This window comes from Sphingobacterium sp. WM (assembly GCF_029542465.1).
GTDB classification, from domain to species: domain Bacteria; phylum Bacteroidota; class Bacteroidia; order Sphingobacteriales; family Sphingobacteriaceae; genus Sphingobacterium; species Sphingobacterium cellulitidis.
Genome location: NZ_CP120709.1, coordinates 978552 through 993930 on the forward strand (window position 1 = coordinate 978552; position 15379 = coordinate 993930).

Annotated in this window: 16 protein-coding genes; 12 read left to right on the forward strand and 4 right to left on the reverse strand. The window is 37.0% G+C overall.

Annotated features, from left to right (window positions below; translation table 11 throughout):
- The first annotated feature begins 113 nt into the window (after nt 1-113).
- The gene (gene serS, locus PZ892_RS04175; protein ID WP_277712136.1) at nt 114-1385 is read left to right on the forward strand and encodes a serine--tRNA ligase; all 1272 of its coding nucleotides are present in this window, start codon (nt 114-116) and stop codon (nt 1383-1385) included.
- A 133-nt stretch (nt 1386-1518) separates the two neighbouring features.
- Here serS and PZ892_RS04180 read toward each other — a convergent pair whose 3' ends face one another.
- The 3 genes from PZ892_RS04180 to PZ892_RS04190 form a co-directional block, all read right to left on the reverse strand.
- A complete protein-coding gene (locus PZ892_RS04180; RefSeq protein ID WP_277712138.1) occupies nt 1519-2250 on the reverse strand; it encodes a class I SAM-dependent methyltransferase in 732 nt (243 codons plus the stop codon).
- Nucleotides 2243-3421, reverse strand: a complete 1179-nt coding sequence (gene pncB / locus PZ892_RS04185; protein ID WP_182499331.1) for a nicotinate phosphoribosyltransferase — start codon at nt 3419-3421, stop codon at nt 2243-2245. Before pncB ends, PZ892_RS04180 begins: the two co-directional genes overlap by 8 nt.
- 203 nt (nt 3422-3624) lie before the next feature.
- Entirely contained in the window at nt 3625-5118 is a 1494-nt protein-coding gene (locus PZ892_RS04190) for a DUF6600 domain-containing protein (RefSeq protein ID WP_277712139.1), read from the reverse strand.
- Between the two features lie 216 nt (nt 5119-5334).
- Between PZ892_RS04190 and PZ892_RS04195 the strand changes: the two genes are divergently transcribed.
- The 6 genes from PZ892_RS04195 to PZ892_RS04220 all read left to right on the forward strand — a co-directional run bounded on the left by PZ892_RS04195 (nt 5335) and on the right by PZ892_RS04220 (nt 9371).
- On the forward strand, nt 5335-6093 hold the full coding sequence (locus PZ892_RS04195; protein WP_094255138.1) for an ABC transporter permease: 759 nt from the start codon (nt 5335-5337) through the stop codon (nt 6091-6093).
- Nucleotides 6094-6099: 6 nt separating this feature from the next.
- A complete protein-coding gene (locus PZ892_RS04200) occupies nt 6100-6876 on the forward strand; it encodes an ATP-binding cassette domain-containing protein (RefSeq protein ID WP_182499333.1) in 777 nt (258 codons plus the stop codon).
- Nucleotides 6877-6884: 8 nt separating this feature from the next.
- Nucleotides 6885-7877: an MlaD family protein gene (locus tag PZ892_RS04205; RefSeq protein ID WP_277712142.1), complete on the forward strand. Its 993-nt coding sequence runs from the start codon at nt 6885-6887 to the stop codon at nt 7875-7877.
- 61 nt (nt 7878-7938) lie between these two features.
- Complete coding sequence (locus PZ892_RS04210) at nt 7939-8640, forward strand: RluA family pseudouridine synthase (protein ID WP_094280844.1); 702 nt, start codon at nt 7939-7941, stop codon at nt 8638-8640.
- 32 nt (nt 8641-8672) lie between these two features.
- A complete protein-coding gene (locus PZ892_RS04215) occupies nt 8673-8960 on the forward strand; it encodes a hypothetical protein (RefSeq protein WP_094255134.1) in 288 nt (95 codons plus the stop codon).
- A 3-nt stretch (nt 8961-8963) separates the two neighbouring features.
- Nucleotides 8964-9371, forward strand: a complete 408-nt coding sequence (locus PZ892_RS04220; RefSeq protein ID WP_094255133.1) for a DUF983 domain-containing protein — start codon at nt 8964-8966, stop codon at nt 9369-9371.
- Here the strand turns inward: PZ892_RS04220 and PZ892_RS04225 are convergent.
- Nucleotides 9368-9661 (reverse strand): DUF4286 family protein, encoded by a 294-nt coding sequence (locus PZ892_RS04225; RefSeq protein ID WP_094255132.1) that lies wholly within the window; start codon nt 9659-9661, stop codon nt 9368-9370. The genes PZ892_RS04220 and PZ892_RS04225 overlap by 4 nt on opposite strands.
- A 96-nt stretch (nt 9662-9757) precedes the next feature.
- On the opposite strand from PZ892_RS04225, the gene PZ892_RS04230 reads away from it, so the two are divergent.
- The 5 genes from PZ892_RS04230 to PZ892_RS04250 all read left to right on the forward strand — a co-directional run bounded on the left by PZ892_RS04230 (nt 9758) and on the right by PZ892_RS04250 (nt 15361).
- Nucleotides 9758-11644 carry a S9 family peptidase gene (locus PZ892_RS04230; protein WP_277712145.1) on the forward strand — a complete coding sequence of 629 codons (1887 nt, stop codon included), beginning with the start codon at nt 9758-9760 and terminating at the stop codon, nt 11642-11644.
- Between the two features lie 6 nt (nt 11645-11650).
- The gene (locus PZ892_RS04235) at nt 11651-13315 is read left to right on the forward strand and encodes a HAMP domain-containing sensor histidine kinase (protein ID WP_094255130.1); all 1665 of its coding nucleotides are present in this window, start codon (nt 11651-11653) and stop codon (nt 13313-13315) included.
- A gap of 13 nt (nt 13316-13328) precedes the next feature.
- A complete protein-coding gene (locus tag PZ892_RS04240; protein ID WP_094255129.1) occupies nt 13329-14036 on the forward strand; it encodes a response regulator transcription factor in 708 nt (235 codons plus the stop codon).
- Between the two features lie 144 nt (nt 14037-14180).
- The gene (gene greA / locus PZ892_RS04245; RefSeq protein WP_094255128.1) at nt 14181-14654 is read left to right on the forward strand and encodes a transcription elongation factor GreA; all 474 of its coding nucleotides are present in this window, start codon (nt 14181-14183) and stop codon (nt 14652-14654) included.
- 293 nt (nt 14655-14947) lie between these two features.
- Entirely contained in the window at nt 14948-15361 is a 414-nt protein-coding gene (locus tag PZ892_RS04250) for an HIT family protein (protein ID WP_094255127.1), read from the forward strand.
- Nucleotides 15362-15379 lie beyond the last annotated feature (18 nt).

Sequence of the window (15379 nt, forward strand, 5' to 3'; positions counted from 1 at the left end):
GCAATGATACAAAAATGAATGGATTCTAGAAATGTCAGGAAATAAATTCAAGTTTATTAATTGCGGTTGTCTTCTTATCTTTGCTACCGTTATCAATAAAAAAGCATAATTATATGTTGCAATTAAATTACATCCGTGAAAATCGGGACCATGTAGTTGAGAGACTAAAAGTTAAGAATTTCAACGAGGTAGAATTGGTCGATCAGATCATTGCTTTAGACGAACAACGTCGTAAAACTCAAAATCAATCTGACTCTATTGCAGCCGAGGCAAATTCGTCCGCGAAGCAAATTGGGGACTTGATGCGTCAAGGTAAGAAAGAGGAAGCTGAAGCAATCAAATCGCGATCTGCATCATATAAGGAGCAAATCAAGGAACTAACAGAGTCCTTGGATAAGGTTGAAAAGGAATTGCATGACAAGTTGATTCAATTACCGAATCTTCCTTATAAAATGGTTCCACAAGGGTTAACTCCTGAGGACAATGAGGTGGTTTTAGAAAATGGTTCTATTCCACAATTGCCTGAAGGGTCATTGCCACATTGGGAACTAGCGGCGAAATACGATATCATCGATTTTGAATTAGGAACAAAAATCACGGGTGCTGGATTTCCAGTTTACAAAGGAAAAGGAGCTCGTTTACAACGTGGTTTGATTAACTTTTTCTTAGATGAGGCTGCGAAGATGGGCTATCGTGAGGTTCAAGTTCCAATTGTTGTAAATGAAGATTCAGCATATGCAACCGGACAATTGCCAGATAAAGAGGGGCAGATGTATCATGTTACAAATGACGATTTTTATTTAATTCCAACAGCAGAGGTTCCAATTACAAATATCTACCGTGATACGATTGTAAAAAGCGAAGACTTCCCAATCAGACATTGTGGTTATACACCTTGTTTCCGTCGAGAAGCAGGGTCATACGGAGCACATGTTCGTGGCTTGAACAGGTTGCACCAATTTGATAAAGTAGAGCTGGTACAGATTGTAAATCCAGAGAAATCTTATGAAACTTTGGAAGAGATGAGTACTTATGTTCAATCCTTATTGCAAAAATTGGGATTGCCATACCGTGTTTTACGTCTATGTGGTGGAGATATGAGTTTTACCTCAGCGATGACTTATGATATGGAAACTTATTCTGCAGCACAAGAGCGTTGGTTGGAGGTTTCTTCCGTTTCAAACTTCGAAACTTATCAAGCGAACCGTCTAAAAGTTCGTTTCAAAGGTGAAGATGGAAAAACGCAATTAGCACATACCTTAAATGGTTCTGCGCTTGCATTGCCAAGAATCGTAGCAACCCTATTAGAAAATAATCAAACCGAAAAAGGAATCAAGATTCCGGAGGTACTGGTACCTTATGTAGGTTTTGAATATATCTCATAATAAAAAATCCCCTCCAAAAGAGGGGATTTTTTTATTATGAGATGTGAGATTTGAGATAGAATTGTTTAATATTCTTTATTTCTGATTTTATTAAAGAATGATTATAGGATTCTAATTTATTGATTTTTTAAATCTATATACTTTCATCGATTTCGTCATCCATTTCTTTTCTTGGTTCCATTCTCACCAAATATTGATCGTTGTCATCTTCGAAAAGAATTTGAACAACCCAATTCTCTTCATGAGCAATTTTTATAAGGGTTTGTTGGTCAATATAGAGCCAATGAAAAGGTTCTCCCAAGTTTCCCTTGTATTCATATTGGAAATTGATTTCTCCAAAATAATGTTCGGGTCTAGGGATTCTATATTCTTCGTATAGGTAAGAAATATCGGAGCTATCAAAGATCAGTTGTCCTTTGTCAGTGAGGATCGATTTTGCATGTTGCAGGAGCTTCTTAAACCCATCTAGAGTTTCAGCGATCCCTATTCCATTCATTAAAAATAGCAGGGTGTCATATTTTTGATCCTTGAAGTCAAAGAAATCAGCATGGATAATATTCTTTACCCCACGTTTTTCCATGATCTTACAAGCTGTCTCAGAAATCTCCATGGCAACAACCTCGAATCCTTTTTCCTGCAGATATAAGGCATGCACACCTGCGCCAGCACCGACGTCTAAAACTTTGCCATCACATAGTGATAGTGCGATATATTCCAATTCAGGAATATCTTCCTCCTCACGAAAGAACACTTCAATAGGCATTTCTTCGATGTCCCCATAGCTGCTATGCAATAGGAGAGGTTCATTCAATTTGCCAAGCGCATGATAATCGTAGAGGGCTTCGCCATATACATCTCTATTCATGGCCATGGATATTTAAAAAACGTTTTGCCATTTTTATTTCTTCAGGATCACCGGTGTGCTTGTTTGGTTCATCAGAAAGTTTGATTACGGGAGTCCACTCGCCTTCATCAGGGAATGCTTCGGTCATTTTAATGACAATATTCATTCGAGACAGACCTACATCATTGGTGAAGTCTGTTCCAATACCAAAGGAATGTCCAATTTTATCTTTACTGAAATTGACAATTTTCACCACTTTTTCATAATCTAATCCATCCGAGAAGATAATAGTTTTAGTCAGTGGGTTAATGCCTTTGCCTTTGTAATGGTCGATTGTTTTTTGAGCAAATTCGATTGGATCTCCGCTATCATGTCTTACTCCGTCAAATAATTTGCTTAGTTTTTTATCAAATTGCTTAAAGAATACCTCGGTGGTGTAAGTGTCCGAAAGGGCAATCCCCAAGTCGCCCCGATATACGTCAGACCAATTTTCGAGACCTAATAGATTGGCCATTTTATAGCCGTATTTAGCAGCATGGAACATAAACCATTCATGGGCATGAGTGCCGATAGGTTTGATATGGTATTTCATAGCAAAATGAACATTGCTAGTTCCAATAAATGTTTTGGAAGGATGTTCTTTCAATGCTTTAATCACCAGGTTGTGAACTGCGTAAGAATGTCTTCTCCTGGTTCCGAAGTCTGCGATAGTAATATTGAGTTTATCATACTTATCCATTTTGTCATTGACAATTTTCATGACTTCAGCATCATCAACTCTTTTTTGTCCAGTCACCTCATAGTACGTTTCACAAATCAAAGCCATTAGCGGTACTTCCCAAAGAATGGTTCTATACCAGTAACCTTCGACTTTTACAGATAAGTTAGGTCCATCTTGGGTAATTGTTACTTCATCGGGGTCATAATGATATCCTTGAAGAAAATCAAAATAAGTAGGGTCGATATACGGACAAGTTTTGGCAAAGAAAGATTTCTCGGCGGCAGTAAGCTTTAGATTTGCCAATTGATTTACAGCTTCCCTTAGTTTTTCTGCAAAGCCTTCAGGGAATTGATGTTTTCCGCGGTTGATAAATTGATATCGTGCTTTCGCTTTCGGAAAGAGTTTCACAACAGCATATTGCATTGTGAACTTGTAAAAATCATTGTCTAAAATGGATGTAAGTTTCGCCATTTACTGTAAAAATTATTCTTGTGCTTTATTGAAGTTAACAAAAAGGAGGCACAAAAATGCTTTTTTCTCTTTTACTAAACAAAAATGAAGGTTGATTTTAACTCAAAAAAAGAAGTTGAAAGGTTTTAGGAAATGAAGTGAAAATAAAAACGGTCCGCCAATCGACGGACCGTTTTAACAAATTGTTTCAACTAAATAAAAATTTATCCTCTATTTCCTCTTCCTGAACCACGTTCAGCACGTTGGCTGTTGGATGGTCTAGCAGAAGAACGAGATTCATTGGAGCTACGTTGAACTGAAGGACGGCTTTGAGGTCTTTCAGAAGAACGAGCTTGGAATACTCTATTTTGTGACCTAGATTCTTGTCTAGGTTGACGTTGTTCTCTTTGAGGAGCCGATTGTCTTGGTTGACTACGGTTCATGGATTCATTTCTAGCAGGTCTAGAACTACGATTCATGGATTCGTTTCTAGCAGGTCTAGAGCTACGGTTCATGGATTCGTTTCTAGTAGGTCTAGAGCTACGGTTCATTGACTCGTTTCTAGTAGGTCTAGAACTACGGTTCATAGATTCGTTTCTAGTTGGTCTAGAACTACGATTCATTGACTCGTTTCTAGAAGATCTAGAGTTACGGTTCACGGATTCGTTTCTAGAGTTAGAACGGTCCATTGAAACTTGACCACGAGAAGTTGGTTGACGATCTCTAGTGCTGGTTCCTCTTTCTACTCTACCAGAGCGAGAATTATTGCTGTTTCCACGTTCGGCACGGCTTGAATTTCCACTTCCGATATGCATTTCACGTTGGCCGTTTGCATTTCTGGTAATTCTATAACCATTGTTGCTTCTTTCGCTATTTCCACGTCCAGAAGTTCTGCTTTTCTCTACGCGATTTGCTGGAGATCTGTCATTCGAACGGGAGTTACGCGAGTTTTCAAGGCGACCACTTCTGTTAGTTAGAGCGCGATCGTTGCGGTTGTTTCGGTCAGGACGGTACATTGAAACTGAACTACGACTAACACGTGATGCCCCACGTCTATTATCGAAGTTTACATTTCTAACATCAACGCGTCTACCAATATGTCTTTCGATGTCGCGACGAGCGGGACCACCGTAATAACGATTGTTGTTTACAATATAGGTGTTATTGATGATTGTTGTGTTGTTATAGATATTACGACGACCATAAGACCAATGTCTATTTATATAACGATCATAGATTCGGTTCGTTGGAATAAATACCCATAAGTCAAGTGGCAATCCAATGCTCACATTTACACTTACACCAGGGCGCATAGGAGCCCAACCGTAGTATCCACCACCGGTACGCCAATCTACCCAAGCAGGTCCCCATTCATATCCTGGAATCCATGCCCATCCTCTATGGGGTCTGTGAATCCAGCGACCATAGTGGAATGGCGCCCATCCCCAGTCATAATTTGAAACCCAAGTGTTACCATATTCGGTCATTGTCCAATAACCGTTAGAGCCATAAGGTCTGAAATCATCATCTTCATCTGGATACCATACATTTCCATATTCATCATCATAGTCCCAGTCACCATACGGATCCAGTTCTTCATGAAAAACATCGAAATCGACATCATCATAACCTTGGGCAGCGGCAGGTTTCATGCTGAATAACCCAAGAAGCATTATTAGAAATGCGCTGTATATTGTGGATGTTTTCAAATTTTTCATATGTCAAAATGTTTATTTTTCACCATAATTTGTAGGTATGACATGAGGTTTTTAGGAAAGGTTTAATTGTATAATAATTTTGTCAAACTTTTTTGCTGTGAAGCTGTTTCTGCTAATATTGAATACAGTTTCCGCATGGATAATAGAAATTTTGTACATTTGCCACGAAATATTTCCGATTTCAATATTGAAGAAATACGATAATACAGATAGTTAATGGCTAAGAAAATTGAGTCCTTATTACTAGAGTTTGCGAAGATTCACCGCTTTCTGATGCGTTTTTTTCGCGAAGTGGTGAGCCCACCTTACGAGTTTAAAGAGATCATCAGACAGTGTTATGAAATTGGATGGAAATCCTTTCCTTTGATTAGTTTAACTGGATTTATTGTTGGTTTTGTATTTACCAAGCAGTCTAGGCCCTCATTGGAGGAGTTTGGAGCAGCATCTTGGCTACCAGCATTGATTTCAATCGCTATTGTTCGGGCCTTAGCACCATTGGTGACGGCTTTGATTGCATCTGGGAAAGTAGGTTCACAGATTGGGGCGGAACTAAGTTCCATGAATGTTACTGAACAGATCGATGCAATGGAAGTGTCTGGTACAAATCCATTTAAATTTCTGATTGTTAGTAGAATAATTGCTACAACTTTTATGATTCCTGTTTTATGTTTTTATGTAGCAGGAATTGGATTAGCAGGTGGATATTTGAGTATTATTTCAAAAGATCAATTAAGTATATTAAGTTTTATTACTCAAGTTTTTGAAGCCATTGCGCCAAAAGATATTTTTGCAATGGTTTTCAGGGCTATTGTATTCGGTTTTACAATTGGGTTTGTGAGTACTTATGTCGGTTATTATTCTTCAAAAGGTACAGAAGGAGTTGGTAAAGCAGCAAATAGTGCTGTAGTTGCTTCCATGTTTATTGTATTTATTGAGGAATTATTAATTGTTCAGGTTCTAGCATTAATGGGATAATCATTTATGGAACAGAAAAAACCAGTAGATATTAATTACGAAGATGTTGTTATCAATGTTGAGGGTGTAAGTAAGTCCTTTGGGGATTTGCATGTATTGCGCAACGTTGATTTACAATTATATAATGGCGAGAACTTGGTAGTCTTGGGGAGATCGGGTACAGGGAAATCTGTATTGATCAAATTAATCTCCGGATTATTAAAACCTGATGCAGGGAATATTACTGTTCTAGGAGAGGTTGTCAATGAATTGAATGAAAAGGAATTGCGGGATTTACGTTTGAAAATAGGCTTTTCTTTTCAGAATAGTGCGTTATATGATAGTATGACTGTTCGTGAAAACCTTGAGTTTCCTTTAGTTAGGAATAAAAGAAATCTGACCAGGGCAGAAATCAACCGTGAGGTTGAAGATGTGTTAGATGGGGTGGGGTTGTTGAGGACTATTAATCAGATGCCTTCGGAGCTTTCTGGTGGACAAAGAAAACGGATAGGTATTGCTAGAACATTGATTTTGAGACCTGATATCATGATGTATGATGAACCAACAGCTGGATTGGATCCATTAACCTGTTTGGATATTAATACCTTGATCAATGAGGTTCAGGAACGATATAAAACATCCTCCATTATTATTACCCACGATTTAGCTTGTGCAAAGATGGTAGGTGATCGCGTGGCGATGTTATTGGAAGGTAAATTTGAACGAGTAGGTAAATTCTCAGAAATATTTGATACAGATGATGAGAGAGTTAAACCTTTTTATGATTATAATTTTATAGTATAACAGAATATATGGCAGCATCAGAGAGAAAACGATCGATTATAGTAGGGTTGTTTACCTTTATCGGGTTAATCATTTTAGTTGCAGGGATTTTAGTTATTGGAACTCAGCAAAACAAATTCTCTAAAAACTTGACCGTTACAACATATTTCAAAGATGTAAAAGGTTTGAAAGTTGGGAATAACGTTTGGTTTTCAGGGGTTAAAGTTGGTATTATCAAGGAGATAGGATTTGAAAGCGTTGAGAATGTGCGTGTGGTCATGAATGTGGAGGAGAAATCAAGCAAATTCATTCGTAAGGACGTGATTGCTACCTTGAGTTCAGATGGATTAATTGGTAATGCGATTATTAGCTTAGTTGGCGGGACAGAAGCTTACCCTCAGATTGAAAATGGAGATGAAATCAAGTCTGGAGTTTCAGGAGGAATGGATGCGATGCTGGCTACACTACAAGTAAACAATGAAAACCTTGTGGAAATCACTAAAAACTTCGCCGCATTATCGAAGAATCTTCTAGAAGGAAAAGGTGCTGTTGGAGCGATGATGACCGATGAAACGATTGCTAATAACTTAAAACAGTCGGTTACAACCTTAAATGGAACCATGACTCAAGCGAATCAAGCAGTTAATAACTTGGTTACTTTGACTAAGAAATTAAACAGCAATCAAGGATTAATTCATGAGTTATCCACTGATACTGCAGTATTCGCTAGTTTAAGAGAATCAGCGGCTCAATTGCAAGGAGTTACCCAAACAGCTTCAGCATTAATGGCTAATTTGAACCAAACTACTGAGCGTTTAAATGATAAGGACAATGCAATCGGGGTGTTGACCAACGATCCGGAGGCTGCAAATGAGATCAAGCAGATCTTAAGAAACTTGAACTTGAGCACTGAGAAATTGGATCAGAATATGGAGGCTTTACAAAGCAATTTCTTGTTAAGAGGTTTCTTCAAGAAAAAAGCAAAAGAAGAAGCAGCTGCAGCACAAGATTCAATCAAATAATTTCAAGAATTAAATAAAAAATTAAAAAGCGTCCATAGCAGACGCTTTTTTTATAATTAATATGAGTATTTCAGAAAAGGATGTTCTTTACGAAGACAACCATTTAATAGCGATCAATAAACGAGGTGGAGACATTGTCCAAGTCGATGTTTCAGGAGATGCATCCATGGAAGACATGTTGAAGGATTTTTTAGCCAAGAAATATAATAAGCCGAATGCAGCATTTTTAGGGGTAATCCATCGTTTGGACCGCCCGGTAAGTGGGATGATTTTATTTGCCAAAACCAGTAAGGGTTTGGACCGAATGAATCGATTATTTCATGACCGTAAGGTGGAGAAAACCTATTTGGCATTAGTTCGTGAAAAACCGAAACATCCTAAAGGAACACTTAAGAATTGGTTACTCCGGGATCGGAAGAAGATGATTACCAAGGCTTATGATCGTGAAGTAAAGAATGGAAGTTATGCGGAGTTGAATTATGAGGTTGTTGGACAGTTAGATGGCTATTATTTGTTGAAGGTGAATCCGTTGACAGGTCGTACGCATCAAATTCGTAGCCAACTGGCTTATATGGGATGTCCGATTGTTGGAGACAACAAATACGGCTACCAACGTGGAAGCCATAGACGTACGATTTGTTTGCATTCTAGGTCTTTAAGTTTTGTCCATCCGATCAAAGAAGAAGCGATGATCATTAAGGCGCCATTGCCTGAAGATGGCTTCTGGGAGAAATTTAATGTCCTGATTAAAGGAAACATATAAGAAATTTAGGATAATTACGTTAACTTTGCGGTATGAGTATCATTCATAAATTCAGAATAAGTTTAATTGCTAGTCTATTGAGTATTACGCTTATGACTTTGCCTACTGTGAGTTCGGCTCAATGTGCGATGTGTACTTTGAATGCTGAGAATAGTACGCAAGAAGGCAATACCCAAGGGAAAGGTTTGAATGATGGTATTTTGTTTTTATTAGCAATGCCATTTATGATAGCCGCAGGGGTTGGATTTTTATGGTACAAAAAATTCAGAAACACGAGTGGTTCCAATTCTATGCACATGATAAAACAGATTGAGGAATAAAAAATGATTTCAAAATTTCAAGCTGTTTGTCAAAGTAAATGTCCAAAATGTAGAACTGGGAATATGTATTCTGGTTCAGCATATGGTTTATCAAAGCAGAAAATGCATGAATTTTGTCCACATTGTGGATTTAAATTCGAAATAGAGCCCGGCTATTTTTATGCAGCCATGTATGTAAGTTATGCATTTTCAGTTGCAGAAGTTTTGATGTTAGCCTTGGCTACAGCCTACTTTACAGGAAGTGAGTCCCCTTGGTTATATATCGCAGTTCTGTTCATTGCCATAATAATATTTGCTCCTTTTAATTACCGTTATTCAAGATTAGTATTATTGCACTACCTTTCTCCAAAGGTGTCTTTTGACCCAAAACTATATGGGGACAGAAAGAATAGTGCAAATTTAGGAGGTTAATTATGAGGGATATATTGCATGATGCTGTCAAAAAGGAATGCTTTTTCAACATGATGTGTGCTAATATAGTCCTGGAGTTTCTGAATAACCTGTTCTTTAATCATCTCAATTTCTTCTTCACTATTCAAAATAGTTTGAAGGCAATACGTTTGTCCTTCGTGTGGAGAATGCAGCATTTTTAATAATTTAATGGTGTAGTCAGGGTTTTCATTTAATAACCCTTTCGTCCAATTGATTAATTCTTGATGTACAGAATCTTCTATGATGATGGATACGTTGTATAAAAACATAATTATTTAAACTTTTTTAATGCTGTAAAATTAAGGTTGCAAAAGGAACTTTACGGTATTTTTTTATAATATTTGATTAGAGTCTAAAAAAATAGAATGAATATTAATTACTTGTTCTCTGTTCTACTTATGTTGATTGCTTTATCGTCATGTAAACAAGAGCAGGCTGCACATGTACGTGTCCCTATTGAGGATTTTTTTGTAAAACCTGAAAGAACCTCTTTTAGACTGTCTCCTGATGGGAGTAAAGTTGCTTACTTAGGCGTACATGATCATTGTAAAAATATCTTTATTCTGGACTTAATAGAGCCGGATTCTTCAAAACAACTCACTTATCAGATCAACCTCAATGTCCAAAGTTTCTTTTGGCTGAATAATGATAAGATTATCTTCTCTAATACACAATCCCCAACAGATAGTTTAAGAATGTTTCAAATCAATGTGCGTACGGAAAAACGTCAGGCATTGTTTGAACCGAAGAAATCCAAGTTACGCTGGGTTTATCCAATCATTGAGAAAGACAGTAGTATTTTGGCAAGTATGAATTTGCGTGATTCTTCGCTTTTTGACCTCTATAGAATTTATCTTAATGGGAAAAAGCCAGAATTGGTACATCGCAACCCTGGGAATGTCGTGAGTTGGATTGGTGCACCAGATGCAGTGGTAAGGATGGCATTGACCAGCGATAGTGTTCAGGAGTCCATTCTTTATCGAAATGCAGAAAACCAGCCCTTCAAGGAGGTCATGAAAAATGATTTTGAAACGGTGTTTATTCCGTTAGGCTTTGTTAAGAATTCTCCGAAAAATGTCTATGCCTTATCTAATCAGGAGCGGGATAAATTAGCCTTGGTTGAATTTGATGTGGAAAAGGGAAAAGAAGTCCGAAATATCTATGAGAATGAATCAGGTGATTTAGGAGCTGAAGGATATTCTGCGAATCTGCAAGAAATGCTTTATGCCACTTCTTTTATTGATAAATACAAGAAAAACATCTTCAACGAAACCTATAAAGAGGTTTACAAAAAACTGAAAAAGAAATTTGACAAATCTGAAATTGGCTTTTTGGATAGTGATAAAAGTTTGAATGGGTTCATTGTGAGGGTGTATAGTGATGTTCACCCGGGGGAGACCTATTATTACAATAAGGAAAAGGATGATCTACAATTGTTAAATGAGGAGAATCCGAAGTTGAAAGGGATGGAATTCAATCAGATGGAGGAAGTCGAATTTCTTTCACGTGATAATAAAACCATTCATGCCTATATTACTTATCCGAAGCATAAACGAAAGAATAGTCCGGTAGTCGTTTTGGTCCATGATGGTCCAAATCGGAGGTCTGAATGGGGCTTTGATCCAGAGGTGCAGTTTTTGGCTAACCGAGGTTATGCTGTTTTTCAGGTCAATTATCGTGGCTCCACAGGTTATGGTAAAGAATTCTGGACCGCAGGGTTTAAGGAATGGGGTGGCAAGATTCAATCGGATATCACGGATGGTGTGGCCTGGCTGATTCACCAAGGGATTGCTGATAAAGAGAAGATCGCAATCATGGGGACAGGTTTTGGCGGTTATTCAGCGCTTTATGCAGCGGCCTTTAATCCGTCTCTCTATAAATGCGCCATTTCCTCTTCAGGATATAGTAATCTATTTACCTATTTTAGAGAAATCCCGCCGCACTTAAAGCACTATGTGCAATTGTTTTATAGAATCATTGGGAATCCGGAAACAGAACCAGAGCTTTTCCAAGCTATTTCCCCAATATTTCATGCTGATAAAGTGCGTATTCCTGTATTATTTTTCCAAGGAGGAAAAGATAAATATAGCTCAGTGACGGATGCTAATCAATTTGTTGGTAAATTGAAGAGCAATGAGATACCTGTACGATATATCTTCAAGAAGGAGGAAGGTAAGCGTTTTAGAAATGAAGAGAATATTGTGCAATATTACCAGGAGATTGAAAAATTTCTTGCCGGATACCTGAAGTAGACCATTATGGTAAAGAGAGCTAGTAAATACAGAAAAAACATCGGTTTATTAATAGCCTTTTTAGCCTTTTTGACTGTTTTGTATATCATTTCAGTTTTTTTGGCTAGAACCATGATGTCGAATTTTGTGGAATCCGAATTCTACAACCGTAAAGTCGATGTCTTCGATGCGACCTTAAAGCCCTTCAACAGCTTTTTTAACAACGATATTTCTGAAGTTTCCAATTACCAAGGTTATTTGGATTCTACGCATGCCATCAATTATTCAGAGAATGTTCTGAGGAAGAATCCTTTTGTGGATGAAATCATATTTTATGATGTTCTATTCACGAATCAAAATGCTGCCGTGAGAGGAGTGAGGCTTCAAAACCTATTTATTTATCCAAGATCTATTTTTTCATATAAGTTGGATAAAGAAAATAAATTGGTCAAGGAGAGTATTTCGGGGATGGAGAACCGATTAAATTCGGATGATTTCAATAATATGGCGATTAAGATGGTGAATTTCCTGGACGTCCTGGACGATTCTACCTCTTTAAGTGAAAATGATATTTATAGAATATTTTATAATACAGTACCTGGAAAGATTACTTATTTAAATATTCCACGAGTAAATACCCTTCGTGCCTATAAATCATTGATGGATGATACTACTTCTGTCACCACACCTGTAGCATTTGACCAGGATTTATTCGTTTATAAGGTCAATCCTCAAAAGATTAAAATTGTCAATAATCAACAGCGACTATTTGAAAGTATTAGGATAAAGGCAGTTGCTGATCCAAATGTGATGGAGGAAAAGGCTTATTTATCAACGGATATGCCTTTGCCAGGGGCTTTGTCGGATTATAAATTGCAGTTTGATTCCTCGGAACATTTTTTGAGAGGAGAAATAAATAGAAGATTTTTTCCTGTAGTATTGGGAGTTTCACTTTTATATTTAATTTTATTGTTAATTATTTATTTAATTTATAGGAATATTTCAATAAACAGTAGGTTATTTCAGTTGCAATATGATTTTATTAACAACCTTACACATGAGTTTAAAACACCGGTAAGTGTGATCAAGATTGCGGGAAATAATATTAGAAGTGCGGAGAAGATTAGTGACCAAGAGCGGGCGATGTATGGGAAGATCTTAGATCAGGAGGCGGATAAGCTAAATAATTTAATGAATAAACTCTTGTCTTTCACGCAGATAGAAAATAAATCGTTAAAATTCAAGGGAGAATACATTGATTTGAACAGTTTTTGCGAGGAAGTATTTGAGGCTACACGAATTAAGTATCCGGATTTAAACTTGACCCATCATATTGATGTGGATAGTAAAATGCATACTGATCCGGTTTTATTGAATTCCGTGTTCCAGAATTTAATAGATAATGCTTATAAATATTCCGAAGTTTCGAGAAAATTTATTGATATTAGTGTTCAACAATCCAAAAAACACTTCATTATGAAATTTAGTGATAAGGGGATTGGGATTAACAAAAATGAACTAAAGAATATATTTAAGAAATTCTATCGAGTAAAGAATCAATTTAATCAGGGTGGAAGTGTAGGGCTCGGATTAGCATTTTGTAAAGAGATTACCGAATTTATGGGGGGCGAGATTAAAGTGAGCAGTGAAGAGGGTGAAGGGACGACTTTTACTTTAAGCTTTCCCAAATAATGTTTAGAATACTATGAATAAAGATATAACTATTGCCGTTGTAGAAGATGATGATAACCTAAGGTTTTTGGTTAGTCACCGTCTGCAAACCGAGAATTTTCAAGTGATTCAATGCAGTGACGGTTTAGAAGCAGAAAAAATAATTCTGGATCAAAAACCTGATATCGTTCTATTGGATTGGATGCTGCCAGGAAAGGAAGGGATAGATGTATGTGAATCAGTAAGAAAATCTGGGTTTGAAAACATCATCATTATGATGACCGCAAAATCTCAAGACATCGATAAAATTGATGCATACAGCTATGGTGTAACTGATTATATCACCAAACCATTCAATATGGATGTGTTAGTGGCCATGATTGAGAATAAGGTTCGTTTCTTTGTGCCTAAAACACAAAATGAAGTGTATCACTTTGGTGATACCGAACACCATCCGAATGTACACTCCTTAGTACGTGATGGCAAGAAAATCGAGCTTACCATTCTTGAAAACCGAATTTTATTGCACTTCCTTCAGAATAAAGGTCGCGATATTACTCGTGAGGAATTAATGGAGGTCGTTTGGGGTTATAGTTCAAATGTAAATACCCGTACATTAGACATGCACGTTGTGCGTTTAAGAAAGAAAATTGAGACCAATCCAGATAAACCTTACTACTTACAAACGGTTAGAGGATTGGGTTATAGATTCATCAATGAAGAGAATGAAGATGTAAGTTAGAAATTTGGTTTATTGAATTAAATTATATAACTTCGTCAGAAGAGCAAGACCATGTTGTCCTATTAGTGGATAGTGTGGTCTTGTCTTTTTTTTTGTTTATTAAAAAATTAGAAAACTATAAAAAGAGGGTAAAAGGTTAATATTATGGCAGAAGTAACTTATTACACAGAAGAAGGTCTAACAAAGCTAAGAGAAGAGCTACAATACCTAAAAACAGAAGGTCGTTCAAACATTGCTAAAGCGATTGCTGAAGCGAGAGATAAAGGTGACCTTTCTGAGAATGCAGAATATGATGCCGCGAAAGAAGCTCAAGGGCTACATGAAGCGAAGATTGCGAAATTAGAAGAAGTATTGGCATCTGCAAGAATCATTGATGAATCAAATCTCGATACTTCCAAAGTATTGGCATTATCATATGTGAAGATAAAGAACAAGAAGAACGGAGCAGTGATGTCCTATCAATTGGTATCGGAGACTGAGGCTGATTTAAAAGCAGGAAAGATCTCTGTTAAATCACCGATTGCCCAGGGTCTTTTAGGGCTTCAGGTTGGCGATATCGCGACGGTTGACGTTCCTGCAGGACAGCTGGAGTTAGAAGTTTTGGAGATTTCAAGATAACGATATATAGGTTATGTGCGGTATGCCATAACCGCACTTATCTTAAAATTTATGAGCCCCTCAATCGAGGGGCTTTTTTTGTTTTTAGGGATTTTCAATGGCTTACATCTGAGCATAAAGGCGTTAGGATTTCAGGAATTTTTAAGAATTTGCCAATAATTGTCTGTTTTTAGTATTAAGAAATCATTAAATGTCACATTCAAGTTAAATCTTACGCTGTTATGGGGGCTATTTCCTGTTCATATCTGCACAAAATTATTATCTTTGTTTCTCACGAAATTGAACTATAGTTTATGTCAACCATATTCGCTAAAATCGTTGCAGGAGAAATTCCTGCCTATAAAGTTGCCGAGAGCAATGATTACTTAGCTTTTTTAGATGTAAATCCACTAACAGAAGGACATGTCCTAGTAATTCCCAAAAAAGAAACAGACTATATCTTTGATATTAATGACGAAGAATATATGGGAATGTGGGTTTTCGCTAAAATCGTAGCGCAAGGAATCAAACAAGCTTATCCATGTAAAAAAGTCGGTGTAGCTGTAGTAGGATTAGAAGTTGCCCACGCTCATATTCACTTGATGCCTTTGAATCATGTCCATGACATGAACTTTGAAAAACCAAAGTTGAAACTTTCAGAGGAAACAATGAATACTATTGCAGACAATATTCGTGAAGCAATCTCAACAATAACAAACCCAGCTTAATTTCATAGCGGGAAATAT

Bases quoted from the DNA above. Each gene is read 5' to 3' on its own strand.
- serS (WP_277712136.1), top strand. From the start codon at position 114: ATGTTGCAATTAAATTACATCCGTGAAAATCGGGACCATGTAGTTGAG.
- PZ892_RS04180 (WP_277712138.1), bottom strand. From the start codon at position 2,250: ATGAATAGAGATGTATATGGCGAAGCCCTCTACGATTATCATGCGCTT.
- pncB (WP_182499331.1), bottom strand. From the start codon at position 3,421: ATGGCGAAACTTACATCCATTTTAGACAATGATTTTTACAAGTTCACA.
- PZ892_RS04190 (WP_277712139.1), bottom strand. From the start codon at position 5,118: ATGAAAAATTTGAAAACATCCACAATATACAGCGCATTTCTAATAATG.
- PZ892_RS04195 (WP_094255138.1), top strand. From the start codon at position 5,335: ATGGCTAAGAAAATTGAGTCCTTATTACTAGAGTTTGCGAAGATTCAC.
- PZ892_RS04200 (WP_182499333.1), top strand. From the start codon at position 6,100: ATGGAACAGAAAAAACCAGTAGATATTAATTACGAAGATGTTGTTATC.
- PZ892_RS04205 (WP_277712142.1), top strand. From the start codon at position 6,885: ATGGCAGCATCAGAGAGAAAACGATCGATTATAGTAGGGTTGTTTACC.
- PZ892_RS04210 (WP_094280844.1), top strand. From the start codon at position 7,939: ATGAGTATTTCAGAAAAGGATGTTCTTTACGAAGACAACCATTTAATA.
- PZ892_RS04215 (WP_094255134.1), top strand. From the start codon at position 8,673: ATGAGTATCATTCATAAATTCAGAATAAGTTTAATTGCTAGTCTATTG.
- PZ892_RS04220 (WP_094255133.1), top strand. From the start codon at position 8,964: ATGATTTCAAAATTTCAAGCTGTTTGTCAAAGTAAATGTCCAAAATGT.
- PZ892_RS04225 (WP_094255132.1), bottom strand. From the start codon at position 9,661: ATGTTTTTATACAACGTATCCATCATCATAGAAGATTCTGTACATCAA.
- PZ892_RS04230 (WP_277712145.1), top strand. From the start codon at position 9,758: ATGAATATTAATTACTTGTTCTCTGTTCTACTTATGTTGATTGCTTTA.
- PZ892_RS04235 (WP_094255130.1), top strand. From the start codon at position 11,651: ATGGTAAAGAGAGCTAGTAAATACAGAAAAAACATCGGTTTATTAATA.
- PZ892_RS04240 (WP_094255129.1), top strand. From the start codon at position 13,329: ATGAATAAAGATATAACTATTGCCGTTGTAGAAGATGATGATAACCTA.
- greA (WP_094255128.1), top strand. From the start codon at position 14,181: ATGGCAGAAGTAACTTATTACACAGAAGAAGGTCTAACAAAGCTAAGA.
- PZ892_RS04250 (WP_094255127.1), top strand. From the start codon at position 14,948: ATGTCAACCATATTCGCTAAAATCGTTGCAGGAGAAATTCCTGCCTAT.